Source organism: Fimbriimonas ginsengisoli Gsoil 348 (assembly GCF_000724625.1).
In the GTDB taxonomy this organism is placed as follows: Bacteria; Armatimonadota; Fimbriimonadia; order Fimbriimonadales; family Fimbriimonadaceae; genus Fimbriimonas; species Fimbriimonas ginsengisoli.
This window is the reverse complement of sequence record NZ_CP007139.1, coordinates 2,863,828-2,880,840: the sequence shown is the minus strand read 5'-3', so window position 1 is coordinate 2,880,840 and position 17,013 is coordinate 2,863,828. Positions and strand designations below refer to the sequence as shown.

The window sequence follows — 17,013 nt, the reverse complement described above, 5'->3', positions numbered from 1 at the left end:
CTCATGGCTCTAGCCACCAAAGAAACAATGCTTGGAGCGCTGCTTCCCGGCAACAGCTCGGCGGAGTTGCGAGAGTTCGCGGTCCCGGAACCGGGTCATGGAGAGGTCCTCATCAAGATGAAGGCATCCACGATCTGCGGGAGCGATATCCGCTGCATCTACCGCGAGCACCTGGGAAAGGGACCCGAGGGGTATCAGGTCGGAATGATCGCCGGCCATGAGCCGAGCGGCCAGATCGTGCGCGCCGGCCCGGGATTGCGCCGATTCGCAGAAGGCGACCGGGTAATCGTCTATCACATCTCGGGATGCGGGGTGTGCAACGATTGCCGTCGCGGCTACATGATCTCCTGCACAAGTTCGTATCGCCGCGCCTATGGCTGGCAGCGAGACGGCGGAATGGCCGAGTATCTATTGGCCGAGGAAAAGGATCTCGTCGCTTTGCCAGAAGAGCTTAGCTACACGGATGGCGCCCAAGTCGCTTGCGGCTTTGGCACGGTCTATGAAGCAATCCAAAAAGTCGGCGTATCGGGCGACGACGCCGTATTGGTTACCGGCCTCGGGCCGGTGGGCTTGGCGGCGCTGATGTTAGCCAAGGCCAAGGGGGCCAATCTGACGATCGGAACGGACGCCGTACCGGAAAGGCTGCAACTCGCCAAGTCGCTCGGGTTGGCCGATGTCGTTATTCCGGCTGGGCCGGAGGCGGTGTCCCAAATCAGAGCTTTGACGTCCGGAAACGGCTGCGAGCGGGCTTTCGATTGCTCCGCCAGCGACAAAGGAAGGCTCACGGCCATCCAGGGCACTCGCAAGTGGGGCCGCATCGCATTTATCGGCGAGGGAGGCAGTTGCTGCTTTCAGCCTTCGGCCGACATCATCCACGATCAAAAGACGATCTACGGCTCGTGGGTCACAAGTATTTGGCTTATGGAGGAGCTCGTCGAACGGCTTGTCCGATGGAATCTTCACCCGGCAGATTTGGTCACCAATCGGTTCCCATTGGAAAAAGTCGGTGACGCCTACGCCCTTATGGCCGAGGGCCGGAGCGGCAAGGTCGCGATTTGCTTCGACGAGGAGTTGGTGGCATGATCAGCGTAACGCCGCTATCCGGAAAACCTATTCCTAGAATCGGCCTGGGAACATTCGGCTCGGACAAATATGGCCCACCGCAGGTGGCCGATGCCGTAAGGGGCGCGATTGAAGTCGGCTACCGCCACTTCGATTGCGCAGCCGTCTACGGGAACGAACGGGAAGTTGGCGCGGCCCTACGAGAGTCAGGTCTCGCGCGGGAGGACTATTGGGTCACCGGTAAGGTTTGGAATAATCGCCATCACGAGGTTGTTGCCGCGTGCGAAGATTCTCTCCGGGATTTGGGCTTGGACTACCTGGACCTATTCTTGATCCATTGGCCCTTCCCTAACCATCATGCGTCCGGCGTCGCGGTGGACTCCCGCGATCCTCACGCCGTGCCCTATATTCACGAGAACTTTCTGAGGACTTGGGCCTCCATGCGAAAGCTCGTCGATCGCGGCTTGGTTCGATACACGGGAACTTCGAATATGACCGTTCGAAAGCTCCAGTTGCTGCTGCGGGACGCGGAGGTGCAACCGGCCGCGAACGAGATGGAATTGCATCCGCACTTCCAACAGCGGGAATTATTCGAGTTCGTCACCGCCAATGGCATCCTCCCGATCGGGTATTCGCCTCTTGGCTCGCCGAGCCGCCCCGAGCGCGACCGGACGTCGGACGATACTTCGGATCTAGACGATCCGGTGATCGTTGAGATTGCGCGGGCGCACAACATTCATCCCGCCGACGTCTGCATCAAGTGGGCGGTTACCCGCGGGCAAATTCCGATTCCTTTTTCGGTCAAGCGCTCGCAATACGAATCGAGCCTTCGGGCGGCAACATCGGAGCCGCTCACGCCGGCAGAAATGGACCAAATCGCCAAGATCGACCGCAACTGTCGATTGATAAAGGGGCAGGTCTTTCTCTGGCCCGGCGCCGCGGACTGGCGAGACCTATGGGACGAACAACCCGTCTGAGAAACTGCCGCGAGGACGAACGCAACAATGGTGTCATGCTGAGCCTTGCGTGAACGAAAGCGGGTAACGATCGAGGATGTCGCCAAGCGGGCGGGCGTGACGTCGATGACGGTTTCCCGAACGCTCACCGGATCCGGACCGGTATCTAACTCGGTTCGGGTCCGAGTTGAAGCCGCGATACGTGAGCTCGGATACATTCCGAACCGCGTGGCCCGCGGCTTACGCTCGAACCGAACCAACACCCTGGCCCTCGTCGTTACCGACGTGACCAACCCGTTTTTTACAACGGTAGCCCGGGGCGCCGAAGACGCTGCCAGCGATCGGAACCAACTCCTTTTGCTCTGCAACACGGACGAATCGGAAGCCGAGGAGCTCCGCTACATCGAGCTCCTGGCGGGCCAAGGGGTCGACGGCATACTCTTTGTCCCGGCGAAAAACGGATACGAAGCGCGGAAACTGGCGGCATCTAGGAGCCTTCCCCTCGTCATTCTCGATCGACGCGTCGAGGGCGAACCGGTCTCTTTCGTGCGATGCGACTCGAGTTCCGGTTCGGTCTCGGCGGCCGAGCACCTTCGAGAACTTGGCCACCGAAGGATTGCAATCTTGGCCGGCCCGGTCGGCGTGCCGACCTCGGACGATCGGGTCTCCTCATTCCTTGGCGGTTTTCAAGGCGACCAGAACCTTATCGATGTCTTGCACGGACGGTTTTCAACCGACTGGGGGCGGGAAGCGGCCGCGATCGCATTGGCGTCGAAACCTCGACCAACGGCACTGTTCGCGTTGAACAATTTTATCGCGATCGGCGCTCTGCAGGTACTCCACGAGCAAGGCGTCCGCGTGCCCGAAGACATGTCGATCGTCGGCTTCGACGACCTTCCGGCCTCAATGATGGTCGATCCTTTCCTCACCGTGGTATCGCAGCCTGCGTACGAGATGGGCTCCACGGCGGTCGAGGTCGTCCTCCAGGCCATCGACAATCCCGCCGCCGCGATCGTCGAAAAGATCCTGCCAACCCGGCTGTTGGTTAGAAGATCGACCGCGCGATTGGCGGATCGGTAACAGTCGAACTTAAGGGGTGCACTCGCTCGACCCTTGTTTAAAAGCCTCTGCGGGCCGTGCCGGCGTCGGGAGTCGGGGCGGCGTAGGCCGCCCCTGTGGTTGCGCGGGGTGCTTACTTCCAATGCCAGGCGTCGTCGCCGAGCAGGGTTTGGATGAAGTTGAGTTGGCCGCCGTGGTACCAGACGTGGAGGGTCATGAAGCGGCAGCGTTCGGCTCGGTTGGTCTCGCCGTCTTCGGTCTGAAGTGGGGCTTCGAGCTCTTCGACGGAGTAGGCGTCGACCGTGGAGATGATCTTTTCGGACGACTTTTGGAAGGCCGCGATCACGTCGTCTTTGGCGCCAAACCCTTCGGGCGCTTTGATCCAGGCGGCGCCTTCCGGCCATACGAACGGCTCCTCGCCTCGGATCACCATACCGACGTGGTCGTTTACGAGGTTAACCTCGTAAACGATGTCGGCGACGGTGCGGGTCTTGCCCCCGAAGTCCTTCTTAAACGCCTCTTCGGGCAACGCTTGAAGATCCTTCAAAAACAGATTGCAAGCCCCCCTCAGGCTTTTCGCGGGAACCGTCTTCGATTCCGTCGTCAGTGTTGTAGACATATCGTTTTCTCCTAAACCGCGAGGCTCCCAGCCCCGCCCTCATCAAATAGTCGAATGACCTGGCCCGAAATCGACAGGTAACCCCGATTTTTCTTCAGACTGCCCCGCGTAAAGGGCGCCGCTGGGTTCGTTTCCTTGCCGCTCAGGTTCAAATCTGGGTTCGTTCCATATTTTTTGTTTTCTGCACAGGAGGCGCGGCGCGAGGTCTCGATAATTGCATTACGAAGTCAGATGCATTCAGTCACCGTGATAATAACACAGATATGTGTTCAAATGTCTACTATTTTGGATGTCAGATATTCGTTCTCGCGGACATTTTGTGGCGAGCTTTTCGTGGGATAACCAACCCAGGACGGCAGGCGGCACACGTAGGTGCCTACTACACGCCTGCGGCGTAGGCGACGGCTGTGGCATTAGGGCGGGAGGGCCGCTCTGGAGAGCAGCGGTCCTCCGGACTCCCTCACCCCCAAGTCCCTCTCGCTCGTTCGGCACATACATCCGAAGGAGGGAGAGGGGGCTCCGGAAGGGTTAGTAGCGGGCGGCGGCGGTGTGCTGCTGACCGATGGTGGTGGAGACGGTGTCGGCGGCGGAATGGAGCATGAAGCCGAGTTCGCTGCTGATGGCGACGAATTGCCAGCCTTCGGCGATTCGTTGGTTGGCGACGGCGGCGCTAGCAGTGTGAAGGCCGGGGGCGACGCCGTGTTTGACGGCGGTTTCTCGGACGTGGCGGAGGGCGTCGACGAAGGCGGGGTCGTCGGAGTCCATGGCGGGGGTTTTGGCCATGGAGGAGAGGAGATCGTTCGGGCCGACGAAGACGGCGTCGATGCCGGGGACGGCGAGGATTTGATCGGCTCTCTCCACCGCCAACACATGCTCGGCCTGGATCACGACCAAGATCTCATCGTTGGCGCGGCGGTAGTACTCGGCCGGGCTGGCGCCGAAGTTGAGGGCGTGGAATCCGCCGCCAACGCTGCGCTGCCCATTGGGCGGATATTTGCAAGCGGCGACCGCCAGCTCAGCCTCTTCCACCGAGTTGCACATGGGGAAGACGATTCCGTAGGCTCCGGCGTCCAGGCAGCGTTTCACGTTTTCCACCGTGATACCGGGTACTCGGGCGAGCGGAACGCCGCCGGCGTCGGCGATGGCCCCGAAAATCAACGACGCCGACTCCCAATTGACCGGGCTGTGCTCGATGTCGAGAGTCAGCCAGTGGAAGCCGGTTCTTGCCATGTATCGCGCGGCGATCGGGCTGGCTAGCGATAGCCAAGTCCCCACCTGAGCCCGCCCTTCCTTCAGCGCCGCCTTAACCGAGTTGTTTCGCATCTGCGTCCCAATCTATCCCTTTTCTCCTCCCTTGAATCAGGGAGTCAACACGGCAATCTCGGGATAGCGCACGAAGTCTTGACCGTTGAAAGTTAAGATCCTGTCGATTCCGCTTACGATCATAGCGGCAACCAGCCTGGCATCATGGGTTTGCTTTACATCCACTCTCTGCGAAGCGCCTCATCCGAAAGAGAGGGAAGGTCTTTGGGAACGTTCTCATCGATCCACCGCGTCAGGCGGTCAAATTTCTGAAGCCGTTGTTCGATAGTTTCTTCTCGCGCGCCCGGAGCAGCGGGAGAGTCCAGATCAACCTCTAACCGCACACGGCTCGATGCATCGAGCCCAGCGGCCTTTCGAGAAACTTCCGCCCAAGTGCCTTCTATCACACTCTTCATATGCTTAAAGTATATGACGCCAAGCGCGTGGGTTCCGAGTTCGGCCCTATTCGGTACGCCACTGACCCCAGACGTTGGGCTCTTCCCATTCTTCGGTGGGCTCGTGGCCTGCGAGGCGGAGGCCGAGGAAGATGAGGCCGACGTGCCAACCCTCGTGCCAGATCATGTGTTGAAGGAAGAGGACCGGGTGGTCGTAGCCGCCGATGGCGCCGGTTCCGTTCGTCAGCAGCTCTTGCATCGCCTCACGCACGGCGACGGCGCTGTCTCGGAGGAGCTCTTTGATCCGATCCAGGTCTTCGATGGGGGTTTCCCAACCATCCGTGTAGGTTTCACCGAGGGCCTTACCACGCTCCGGCGAGACCTGGGAGAGCCAGTATCGCCGCACGAGGTGAATGTGAGCGAGCTGGTGGTCGAGCGGCCAGCCGTCGGGAGACGGAAGCGCTTTGCGGGTTTCTTCGGTTACCAAACCAGCCACGGCATCCACGATGTGGCATTGACGATCCCATGAGTCGAGCAGAGCTTCGGTCAGTCCCATAGGTTGGAATATACACCGTTTGTCTACGTATTAGTGGGCAAATCTTCTCCGCATCCGTGTGAGGGCGACAGACGGCGAGTCGTTTCCCACCAAACGCGCCCGTGCGACGTTAGACCCTTCGTTTCGGCGAGTCCCAGACTTCTGGGTTGCAAAGATGTTGGGGGCGTTCGCCTTGCATGACGGCGAGGACGTTCTCGGCGGCCATCAGGCTCATGGTCGCCGTCGATTCCAGAGCGTTCGAGGAGTTGTGGGGGGAAAGAACGCAACGGGGAGCGTTTCTAAGCGGGTGATCGGCGGGCAGCGGCTCTTGTTGGTAAACGTCGATCGCGGCGCCCGCGATCCGTCCGGTTTCCAAGGCCGCGAGGAGATCCGTTTCGTCGACGAGCGCTCCCCTCGCGGTGTTGATGAAGTAGGCCGACCGCTTCATTTGGGCAAACCGCTTCGCGTCGAACATCCCCTTCGTCTCGGGCAAGCTCGGCGCGTGAAGGCAGACGAAATCGCTTCGCTCGAGTAGCTCGTCGAGATCGACGAACTCGATCTCGACCTTTCCACCGCCGGCCTGTAGCGGAGGGTCGAACGCAAGAACCCGCATCCCGAAGCCGGCGGCGCGGCGTGCCACCGCCTGCCCAATTCTTCCGGCTCCCACCAGGCCGAGGGTCTTCCCGTACACGAGCGTGCCGGGCATCTCATCCCATCCTCCGGATCGCATCAACCGGTCGCCCTCCACGATTCGCCGCGCCGTCGCCAGCAACAACCCAAACGTGTAGTCCGCAACCGCCTCGACCATCGCTCCCGGCGTATTGGTAGCTATGACCCCGGCTTGGGTGGCGGCTTCGAGATCGACGCTGTCGATGCCCACTCCCCAGCGGGACACGACTTTGAGGCCGGGGTGAACGGCGAAGACCGCTTCCGTATAGGCGTCGCTCGACGCGATGACCGCATCGCAACCTCTCAGTTGCGCGATCACCTCGCTTTCCGTTAATGGTCCGAACGTGGCAGACCGAACCACGTCGCAACCCGCGGTGACCAACAGATCGTTCGCCGCTTCCCCGCTCGACCAAAACGCGCGAGCCGTTACAAGCACCTTAAACGCCATCAGTTCTCTCCAATCTGCACGGGAGCGAGCCTACACCATCCGCACGGCGCCTAAATGAACTCGTATTGTTGCAATACGGCCACGACGATTTGGAGCGGATGTCCTTGAAAGTTATGCAAAGTGGTCGCGTCATCGGGCGGGCTGGGTTCCTTGACCCTGGGTTCCCGTGAGAGAGGTGTGTCCTGCGGCGGGGAAGAATTAACGGAAAAAGTCCGGATTGCTTGCGGTGTAAAGCCCAATTTCACCGGTAAGAATCGCAGATGAGGCACCAATAACTATGCTGTGTCACAGGCTCACAAAAAACGCCGGGCTTGCCGTCGGGCCTTGAGTACATGAGCCACCTACAGATGGAGCCCAGGTTGCATTCGGAGGCTGAAGCATTCTTCGAACTTGCGCGCGAACTAATGATCGTTCGCACGCTCGAGGGCAAACTGCTTGCCATCAATCCCGCCATCGAGCGCATTCTGGGTTGGACCCCGGACGAAGCAACCGCGATGGATCTGCCGGCGCTCGTGCATCCAGAAGATCGCGCAGCGCGCCTCCGAGGGATCGAATCGCTATTGAAAACCGGCGGAACTACCTCTTGGGATTGCCGTTGCCTTTCTAAAAGCGGCGAATACAAGTGGATCCATTGGACATGCACGGTCGATTTAGCGGGAGACCGCGTTTACTTCGCCGGAAGCGACCTCACCGAGGTGAACGATCTAAAGGAGCGTCTCGAGAGTAGCCGGCAGCATGCCGAAGCGGAGATGACCCACCTCCTCACCCACGTTCGGTGCCTACTGTGGCAAGCCGAGGTCTGGGTTGAAGGCGAAGAATTTATTTGGCAAACCGAGATTCGCAATCCGGCCGGGGCGGAACACTTCCTTCAGATAGAAATTCCACCCGACTGCGACTATTCGATAGCCTTCCACCTAGCCAAGCTGGACGAGGACACCGGCCGGATGAAGCAGACGTGCGACGCAGCGCTTCGGAACGGAGATAGCGGCTACCAGCAAGAGTTTCGGATGCGCTTGGCGAGTGGCGAGATCCGGTGGATCTTCGAAGATGTAAGCATCACCCCCTCGGCAGCCGGTCGTTGGTTGCTCAACGGCGTTTGCACGGACGTCACGGAGCAAAAGAAGGCGAACGAAGAGATGTCGCGGGTGCTCACCACCGCGAGGTGCCTGCTCATTCAGGCGGATGTGCGCGACCGTGATGGCGCTCTCGTGTGGGTATCACAGGTCCGGAACTTGGAGGGGGCCCAACAATTCTTTCCGATTCACATATCGGAGGGCGAGACGTACGGTAACGCCTTTCATCGTGCCAAGTTGCGCGGGGACTCCGCGAGGATGAACCAGCGCAGCACCATGGCGCTCCGAAACGGTGAATCCGGCTATCAGCAGGAATTCAGGGTCCGCCGGATGGACGGCGAAATCCGATGGCTTGCGGAAGACGTCCACGTCGAGCACCTTGATGAAGGCCGGTGGTACGTCACCAGCGTTTGTACCGATATCACGGAGCGAAAGCTCGCCGAAGAGGCGATGTCTCAGATCCTAACCGGAGCGAACTGCCTTCTATGGCAGGCGCAGGTTACCGATCGCGGCGAAAAACCGTTCTGGGAAATGGAGTTTCACAATGAAGCCGCCGCCCAGCAATTTCTGCCGCTGACAATTCCAGAGGGCGCAACCTACCTGGATGCCTTCGAAGCGAGCTGGCACCCGGACGACACCGCTGGGATGCACGCGACGAGCGAAGGGGCAATCCTATCCGGGGCCGACGGTTACCGGCAAGAGTTTCGCGTTCGGTCGTCTAACGGTGAATATCGATGGCTCGCCGAGGACGTCACCATCAAGTCTCAAGGGGATGGCCAGTGGCGCCTTACGGGCGTGTGCACCGACATCACCGAGAGGAAAGAGAGCCAAGAGGAGATTTCACAGGTCCTCCAGAGCGCCCGATGCCTCCTTTGGCAAGCGGATATCTTCGACCGAGACGGCGAACTCGAGTGGTACACCGAATTTAGAAACCCGGGAGCCGCCCAAGCCTTCCTGCCGGTCGATATTCCGCCCGGATGCTCCTACACCCAGGCGTTCGACGCGGCGCGCTTGCCGGAGGAAGCCGCTCAAATGCGGCTACACCACGCATCGGAAATACCGGAGGGCAAAAGCGGATACCAACAGGAATTCAGAATCCGAATCGCCTCCGGTGAAATCCGGTGGCTGGCGGAGGACGTCACCATCGAGCCGTTGGAACCGGGACATTGGAGACTCACTGGGGTCTGCACCGACGTCACCGAGCAGAAGAAAGCTCAGGAAGAAACGTCCCAGGTTCTCTCCAGCGCTCACTGCCTCCTCTGGCAGGCAGAGGTTACGGAAACCGCTACCGACTTCGACTGGAATTTAGAGTTTCGAAATCCCGAAGCGGCCCAACAGTTCTTGCCAGTGGAAATTCCAAACGGCGGCTCTTATACGGATGGATTCTATCGGGCCAGGCCGCAGGAACATTCCGAATCGATCAACCGATTAAGCTCGATGGCGTTGAGCTCCGGACAGAGCGGTTACCAGCAGGAATTCTCCGTTCGAACGGCAAACGGCGACCTCCGATGGCTCTCGGAGGACGTTCACATTGAGCAAAGCGGGGAGGGTCGCTGGCGACTCACGGGGGTCTGCACCGACATTACCGAACGGAAGCGGGTCGAGGACTCGATGTCCAAGGTTCAGGCCACCGCCCGGTGCCTGCTGTGGGAAGCGACGGTTGTCGATCTCGACGGCTTCCTCAGTTGGACGATCGGGATCATAAACCCGGACGCGGCCCAGCAGCTTCTTGCGATGGAAGTCATGCCGGGAGGCAACTACACCGACGCCTTCAATCTCGCGAAACTGCCCGAGGACCTGCCGCGCATGAACACGGTGAGCACGGCGGCTTTGCGCTCTGGCCAGGACAGCTATCAACAGGAATACCGAATCAAGGTTGCCGGGGGCGAAATTCGGTGGCTGGACGAGTCGGTGAGTGTCGAACCTGACGGAGAGGGGCAATGGCGCTTAACAGGAGTCTGCGTCGACGTCACGGAACGCAGGCGGGCAGAAGAGGAAGTAAAGCTGGTCGTCAATAGCGCACGCTGCCTGCTCTGGCAGGCCGACGTTACCGAGCGCGACGGGATATTCGAGTGGGGGCCGGACCTGTATAACCCTGGCACTCCGAAGAACGAGCTCGGCATACAGCCAGCCGCGGACGGTGCATCCGAAATTGACGCCGATACCCAAGTCTTCTTGGGGGAAAGGCTTCCAGAGGACGCGAAGCGGATGGACGAAGTCAGCGACCGAGCGCTTCGAACCGGTCAGAGCGGCTATCGCCACGAGTATCGCGTGCGATCCAAAGAAGGGGAGATCTATTGGATCTCCGAAGACGTGACGATTGAGCCAAAGGGACCGAGGGAGTGGCGCCTCACCGGAGTTTGCACCGACATTACGGAGCGAAAGCGGGCGGAGATCGCCCTTAGCGAGAGCGAGATCCGGCTCCGCGCGGTTATCGAATCGGTCGATGAAATCGCCTTCGAGTTCGACGCCGAAGGAACATACGTCGAGATTTGGACGGCCAACGAGAAGTTGCTGGCGAAGCCGCGTTCCGAATTGATCGGTCAGCGCGTGGCCGCTGTCCTTGGCGAGGAGTGGTCAAGGCCGTTTATAGAAGCGTTCGGCCGCGTTATGGCCAACCTAGAGCCGGAGAGTTTGGAGTACTCCCTCGATTTGCCGGATGGAAAGCACTGGTTCCTTGCCCGCATTAGTCCGATTCTTGGGTCCGACGGCTCCTGTCAGACGGTCTGCTTGCTCGCTCGCGACATCTCCGCTCGCAAGATGGCCGAAGAGGCGTTGCGCCGTAGCGAGGCAAGTTATCAACGTATCGTCGCAAACGTCCCGGGAGTCGTCTCCCAACTCCTCTTACATCCCGACGGGAGCTACCAGTGCCTCTATCTCAACGCCGCCTGTCGGGAGATGTTTGGCCGGGAGCCCGCAGAGTTTGAACAGGACGCGAGCCTGGTCCTGGCAACCGTCTACTCCGATGACCGGCGGAGCTTTATCGAATCTTTTTCGGCCGCCGCTTCAACTCTCTCACCGTGGAAATGGGAGGGGCGTTACTACGCGAAGGGCGGTGAGGTGCGCTGGCTCGAAGCAATCTCCCGTCCCGAACTGCAACCTAACGGCGACATCCTTTGGGACTGCCTTCTGATGGATGCAACGGCGCGGAAAAATATGGAGGCCGAGATGAAGCGGTCCCAAGACGAATTGCAGGACCGCTTTCACGACAGGACGCGAGATTTAAGGCACGCCAACGTCGCCCTGCAGAACGAGATCTTGGAGCGCAAGCAAGCCCAGGAGGAGCTGAAGGAGAGCGAGATGCGCTACCGGGCGATCGTCGAGGATCAGACCGAGATGATCTGCCGATTCTTGGCCGACGGTACCTTCACCTTTGTCAACGACGCCCACTGCCGCTACTACGAGGCGCTTCCAGAGGACTTGCTCGGGCGGAGCTTCATCGACTTCCTTCCCCCGGAGGACGCAACGCGAATTCGGAATCATTTGGCAAGCCTCGGCCCACGCAATCCGGTTGGTTCGTACGAGATCAGCACCCTCTCGCGAGACGGCGAGATCCGGTGGCAGCACTGGACCGACCGTTGCATCTGGGACGAAGAAGGGGAATTCGTCTGCTTCCAATCGGTGGGCCGAGACATCACCGCCCGCAAGAAAACCGAGGAAGCGCTCCTCTTGGCAAAGGAAGAAGCCGAGCGGGCCAATCTTGCCAAGAGCGAATTTCTCTCGAGGATGAGCCACGAACTGCGTACGCCTCTGAACGCAATCCTCGGATTCGGACAGCTTCTGGATCGGAACGAATTGGATGAGGTCCAGAAGGAGAGCGTGCAGCACATCCTCAAGGGCGGGCGTCACCTTCTCGGTCTGATCAACGAAGTTCTCGACTTGGCGAGGGTGGAAGCGGGACGAACCGACGTATCTATCGAGCCGGTTTCGGTCGCCACGGTTGTTCGGGAGTCGCTAGATTTGGTGCAATCGCTGGGATCGGAGCACAATGTGCGCCTGGACGTCGATGTTACGAAATTTACGCCATACTACGCGTTAGCGGACCAACAGCGCCTTAAGCAGGTTCTAATTAACCTGCTATCTAATGGGATCAAGTACAACCGTTCCGGAGGCAGCGTCCAAGTCGATTGCTCGACGGAGGGAGACCGCTTGCGAATCGATGTGCAAGACACCGGGCACGGCATTGCCGCGGGCGACCTCGACAAGCTGTTCAGGCCTTTTGAGCGGCTAACCGCCAATAACACGAATGTGGAAGGAACCGGTCTCGGGTTGGCGCTCTCAAAGCGGTTGATCAATTTGATGAATGGCGAGTTGGAAGTTCAGAGTACGGTCGGCGTTGGGAGCAGGTTCTCAATCACCCTTCCTCTGTCCGAGTCGCCCGAGAAGAAGCTGACGGCGATCCCCGCCGAGTTCGTGGAACAAACGCCTGGCCCGATGGGGAGCTATTCGGTCCTTTGCATCGAAGACAATCTTTCGAATCTTAGGTTGGTGGAGGTCCTGCTGGGCAGCCGCCCAGGAATCGAGCTGCTGTCGGCGATGCAAGGAAACGTCGGCCTCGATCTAGCGCGACAGCTTAAGCCGGATCTCATTCTCTTAGATCTGAACTTGCCCGACATGTCGGGCAAAGATGTGATGGCTCGGTTGCGTGAGTCGAGCGATACGAAAGAGATTCCCATCGTCGTCATTAGCGCCGACGCCACGCCGGTCCAAATCGAACGTCTGCTCGGCGGCGGCGCCGACGCTTACCTGACCAAACCGCTTGACGTGGCCGCATTCTTGGCGACGCTCGACCGCTTCTTGAAGTGAGATGACCACCCATTCGACGCTGAGGCAGGCAAAGATTCTCGTCGTGGACGATGAGATCTCGAACATCCGCCTCTTGGAACTGACGCTTCACGAGGCGGGATACACCAACGTGTTTGGGATCTCCGACCCTCGGGAGACCGTGAGTCTCTTTGAGGGTATTAAGCCCGACCTTCTCCTCTTGGACCTCAACATGCCGCATCTGGACGGCATCGCCGTTATCCGGGGTCTCAAGGAGCAGCTTGCCATCTCCGCGGTTCCGATTCTCGTTCTCACCGCCGACGCCACTTCGGCGGCAAAGTATCAGGCGCTCGAAGAGGGGGCGACCGACTTCCTAACGAAGCCGTTCGACGCCCGCGAGGTGCTGCTTCGGATCGGAAACATGCTCCGGGCCCGGTTTTACAACGTGCTGCTGGAGCAAACCGTTCAGGAGCGGACGAAGGACTTGGAACTGGCCCAGCTCGAGACGGTTCAGCGGCTCGCCATCGCCGCCGAATACCGGGACGACCAGACCGGCATGCACGCCAACCGGGTTGGGATTGTGAGCGGCCTGATTGCCCAGACGATGGGCTTTACACCCTCGGAAGTCGAAGTCATGGTTCAGGCGGCGGCCCTTCACGACGTGGGAAAGATCGGGATCTCAGACGTGATCCTGAGGAAGCCGGGAAAGCTTACGACCGAGGAATTTGAGGTCATGAAGGAGCACACCAAGATCGGGGCGCGAATCCTTTCCGGCAGCACTTCTCCGGTGCTGAAGTTGGCGGAAGGGATTGCGCTTTCTCACCACGAGCGATGGGATGGCACCGGGTACTGGGGGTTAAAGGGCGAGGAGATTCCGCTCTCCGGACGGATCGTCTCGGTGGCCGACGTATTCGACGCGATGACCCACCAGCGACCATACAAGGAAGCTTTCCCGTGCGTGGTGGCGCTAGAAGAGATTCGCTCCCAGAGCGGAAAGCAGTTTGACCCGCGGGCGGTGGAAGCGTTCCTTAGCCTTTCGCACGAGCATCTGGTCAACTTCCCTACCGAGCTTCCGGGGCGAATCCAACACATGCCCAAGGGCCAAACCTTTTTCCCGTTCTCGTAAAGGCGGAAGATGGCCAAGTCTAGCTTGGCCATCCATGTCAGTGGCTATCACCCGTACTGATGATCCGTTCGACGACGCGTAGACGCGGGCCGTCGGGAACGAGGAGGTCCCCAGAAGGAAGTGCCAGGAGGGTCGCGAGGTTAGCGGAGAACTGGGCGCTGTTGCCGGTGCCGTCCAAGTTGCCCGCAACCCCGGTTCCGGCCACCGTCCTCACGGTACCGGCCTGGCTGATGCGTCGAATGAGCTTGTTTCCGGAGTCGGCGACGAAGATGTAGCCGGAGGGGACCACCGAGACCCCGGTGGGAGCGGTGAATTTCGCCGCCGAACCGGTGTCCGAGTCACCGTAACCCGCCACGCTACCGGCGAGGGTGGTGACAACGCCCCCAACCGCGATGCGCCGCACGCGATGGTTGCCACGATCGGCGACATAAAGGTCACCGGTGTTGGCGATACCAATCCCCCTCGGATCGCTGAAGCGGGCGATTGCGCCAGTCCCATCCGCGCTGCCTGCCACGGGCGCGGCAGTGCTGGTGTCTCCCGCCACGGTCGTAACCGTGTACACGCTTGGCACGAACGGATCGGCGCCGGCCACTGACAGCCTTCGAACCCGGTTGCCGACCGACTCGGTAATGAAGAGGTCCCCAAACTGGCTCATAGTGAGCGCATACGGTTTGTTGAACTTCGCCACGGAGCCGAGGCCATCGGCGAAGCCCGCCGTTCCGGCGACGCCGGCGACGGTAGTCACCGAGTAGTAAGCCGGATCGGACGGATCCGTGACCGTGTTGAGCGGGGGATGGACGATCCGCCTGATCGTGTGATTGCCGGAATCCGCCACGTAAATAACGGTGCCGTCGGGTGAGCAGGCGATGCCCGTCGGGGCGTTGAATTGCGCGGCGGGGCCGGCGCCGTCGGTGGTGCCAGGGATGCCGACCACGCCGGCGATCGTGGTTACGAGGTCACGGATCGTCCCGTCGCCTCCGCCTCCCGTTCCCCCTCCCGTGGAGCCGCCGGTGTTTCGATAGGCGTCGCCGATTCTACGAATCGCATTGTTCGCCGTATCCGCAATCCAGATGGTGCCGTTGTTGTCGACCACAGAGGAGGAGATCGCGCCAAACCCGGCCTCGGCGAGACTTCCATTGTTGAACGACGGAGCAGCGCCGCCGGAATAGGTGCGCACAAGCACGGCGGGAGAGCCGGGAGCTACGGCGGGACCAGGGTTATTGACCGCGTTCGGGGGCGCCTCGGTGGACGTGATGCTCTCCACCGTCACCGTGAATTCGAAGTAATTCACGCCGTTCGGAACGATCAACGACCAGGGTTCGAGGTTGATCTGCTGACCCGGGCCGACGAAGTTCTGCGCCAGAATATACGGCTGGGCTATCGTTCCCGGCGCGAAGCCGCTCGGGTTGGCGAGCCGAACCGGATCCGGTGGCACCGTCCCTCCCCCTGAGCCGACTTGGATTGGCAAACTTCCCGTGTTGTAGGCAAGATCGCGAATCTTGTTTGCGCCGGTGTCGCTGACGAGCAGATGCCCGCTGGGCGTGACCGAGATGCCAGCGGGAACGTTGAACGTGGCCACATTACCCGCGCCGTCGGCAGAGCCGAGAGCGCCGGAACCGGCAAGTGTCGCGACCGTCCAGTTCGCAGGGGTGCCGATCGTGCCATCGGGTGAGAGGAGGATCTGACGGATCTTGTTATTCACGGTGTCCGCCACGTAGATGGCGGAACCTGGGACGCACACCATTCCTTGAACGCCGTTAAAGGTGGCGGTCGCTCCGGATCCATCCGCGGATCCGGCGACGCCAGTTCCAATCGTGCCTACCGAAACGCCCGGTCCCCCGTTGGGGATAACCATGATGTTGATGCGATTGGCTCCCGATTCCGCAATGGCCACGTGCCCTTGCCAGTAGGCGCTGAGTCCCCCGATCGCCATCGGTTTGTTCAGTCCGGTCGCAACCGTGGACACGCCCAACTCCAGTTGGTTGGTGGCGGGATTAATTCCTGGACTGACAAAGCGGACTTTTCCGGTGACCGAATCGGTAATCAGGTAGGTGGCCATCGGGCCCGAATCGGTTTCGTAAACGGTAACCGGCATGATTCCCATCGGGGTCGCGAAGCTTGCGGTTCCGGTGAAGCCATCCGTCGATGCGTTCGTTCCTGTGCCGAGAACCGGACGGACGGCGCCCGTGAATATGTCGACCGTCGAGAGTTTGTTGGTGCCCGAATCCACGACGGCAAGGGTCGTAAAGTTCAGACCACCATCGCGGCTAGGGGGAAAGCACATTGCGGAGGGCTTGCTGAAGCCGGTCGCAATAGTGGAAACGGTGCCGTTCTTTACGCGGCGGATCTTGCCATCGGAGGTGCCGAAGTAGAGGGCGCCGGAGTTGGGGTCATAGATCGAGTTGCTGGGCTGCTTGATCGCGGCCGATGTCCCAAAGCCATCGGCATAGCCGAGGCTTCCCGAGCCGGCGACCGTGGTTACCGTCGTGTTCAGCCTTTGATCGAGGTTGGGGTTGGCGAGTGTCTTGAACGGCCCGAACAAAAGTCGGAACGGCCCATTGATCGGCTCGTTCCGGTTGTTGCGCAAAGCCACGGCAAGGACGCGTCGCGTCAATTCCCCGGAGTCGATCGTGAGGTCTCCGGTCGAGAAGGAGACGGCCGCTCCGGAAAAGATCGCCCGGGCTTCGGCGGATGCTTTGCCGAGCGGCGTCACCGTCACCTTGCCGGTCTTCACATCAACGGTGAACTTGGCCGTACCGGTCGGAACCGGATCCGCGCCCGGCCCAGGTCGATTATTCGACGAGCTCTGCCCGCCACCTCCGCACCCGGCAACTGTCATGGCCACAACGCTTGCAAAACAAACAAAGGCGAACACTCGCATAGCACCAGCATAACGGGCCTGGGCCGGGCCGAACCCCGCATAAATGCCATTAATTGCTTTAGCCATGGAGCCCGTCTACACCAGACGACGCCGATGGCGATCGTGGGTACGCCGGGGCGCGGAC

At 60.3% G+C, this 17,013-nt stretch carries 10 protein-coding genes; 5 read left to right on the top strand and 5 right to left on the bottom strand.

The features are described from left to right. The first annotated feature begins 3 nt into the window (after positions 1-3). Genes OP10G_RS13055 through OP10G_RS13045 form a run of 3 tightly spaced genes read left to right on the top strand, consistent with a single transcriptional unit; the run spans position 4 to position 3,098 of the window. Complete coding sequence (locus OP10G_RS13055) at positions 4-1,083, top strand: zinc-dependent alcohol dehydrogenase family protein (protein ID WP_025225438.1); 1,080 nt, start codon at positions 4-6, stop codon at positions 1,081-1,083. Beyond that, entirely contained in the window at positions 1,080-2,039 is a 960-nt protein-coding gene (locus OP10G_RS13050; RefSeq protein ID WP_084179224.1) for an aldo/keto reductase, read from the top strand. The genes OP10G_RS13055 and OP10G_RS13050 overlap by 4 nt, the downstream gene beginning before the upstream one ends. Positions 2,040-2,084: 45 nt before the next feature. Then, positions 2,085-3,098: a LacI family DNA-binding transcriptional regulator gene (locus tag OP10G_RS13045; protein WP_025225440.1), complete on the top strand. Its 1,014-nt coding sequence runs from the start codon at positions 2,085-2,087 to the stop codon at positions 3,096-3,098. 112 nt (positions 3,099-3,210) lie between these two features. Here OP10G_RS13045 and OP10G_RS13040 read toward each other — a convergent pair whose 3' ends face one another. The 4 genes from OP10G_RS13040 to OP10G_RS13020 all read right to left on the bottom strand — a co-directional run bounded on the left by OP10G_RS13040 (position 3,211) and on the right by OP10G_RS13020 (position 7,045). Continuing rightward, the gene (locus OP10G_RS13040) at positions 3,211-3,696 is read right to left on the bottom strand and encodes a DinB family protein (RefSeq protein WP_025225441.1); all 486 of its coding nucleotides are present in this window, start codon (positions 3,694-3,696) and stop codon (positions 3,211-3,213) included. Positions 3,697-4,224: 528 nt separating this feature from the next. After that, entirely contained in the window at positions 4,225-5,019 is a 795-nt protein-coding gene (locus OP10G_RS13035) for an HpcH/HpaI aldolase family protein (RefSeq protein ID WP_025225442.1), read from the bottom strand. Positions 5,020-5,460: 441 nt separating this feature from the next. Then, positions 5,461-5,949 (bottom strand): DinB family protein, encoded by a 489-nt coding sequence (locus OP10G_RS13025; RefSeq protein WP_025225444.1) that lies wholly within the window; start codon positions 5,947-5,949, stop codon positions 5,461-5,463. Between the two features lie 109 nt (positions 5,950-6,058). Next, positions 6,059-7,045: a phosphoglycerate dehydrogenase gene (locus tag OP10G_RS13020; RefSeq protein WP_025225445.1), complete on the bottom strand. Its 987-nt coding sequence runs from the start codon at positions 7,043-7,045 to the stop codon at positions 6,059-6,061. Between the two features lie 332 nt (positions 7,046-7,377). On the opposite strand from OP10G_RS13020, the gene OP10G_RS24635 reads away from it, so the two are divergent. Then, positions 7,378-12,924, top strand: coding sequence for a PAS domain S-box protein (locus OP10G_RS24635; protein WP_025225446.1), 5,547 nt, complete (start codon positions 7,378-7,380; stop codon positions 12,922-12,924). Position 12,925: 1 nt separating this feature from the next. Further along, positions 12,926-14,008: an HD domain-containing phosphohydrolase gene (locus OP10G_RS13010; protein ID WP_025225447.1), complete on the top strand. Its 1,083-nt coding sequence runs from the start codon at positions 12,926-12,928 to the stop codon at positions 14,006-14,008. A gap of 37 nt (positions 14,009-14,045) precedes the next feature. Here the strand turns inward: OP10G_RS13010 and OP10G_RS13005 are convergent, their stop codons facing one another. Then, the gene (locus OP10G_RS13005) at positions 14,046-16,847 is read right to left on the bottom strand and encodes an NHL repeat-containing protein (RefSeq protein WP_025225448.1); all 2,802 of its coding nucleotides are present in this window, start codon (positions 16,845-16,847) and stop codon (positions 14,046-14,048) included. Positions 16,848-17,013: the final 166 nt, after the last annotated feature.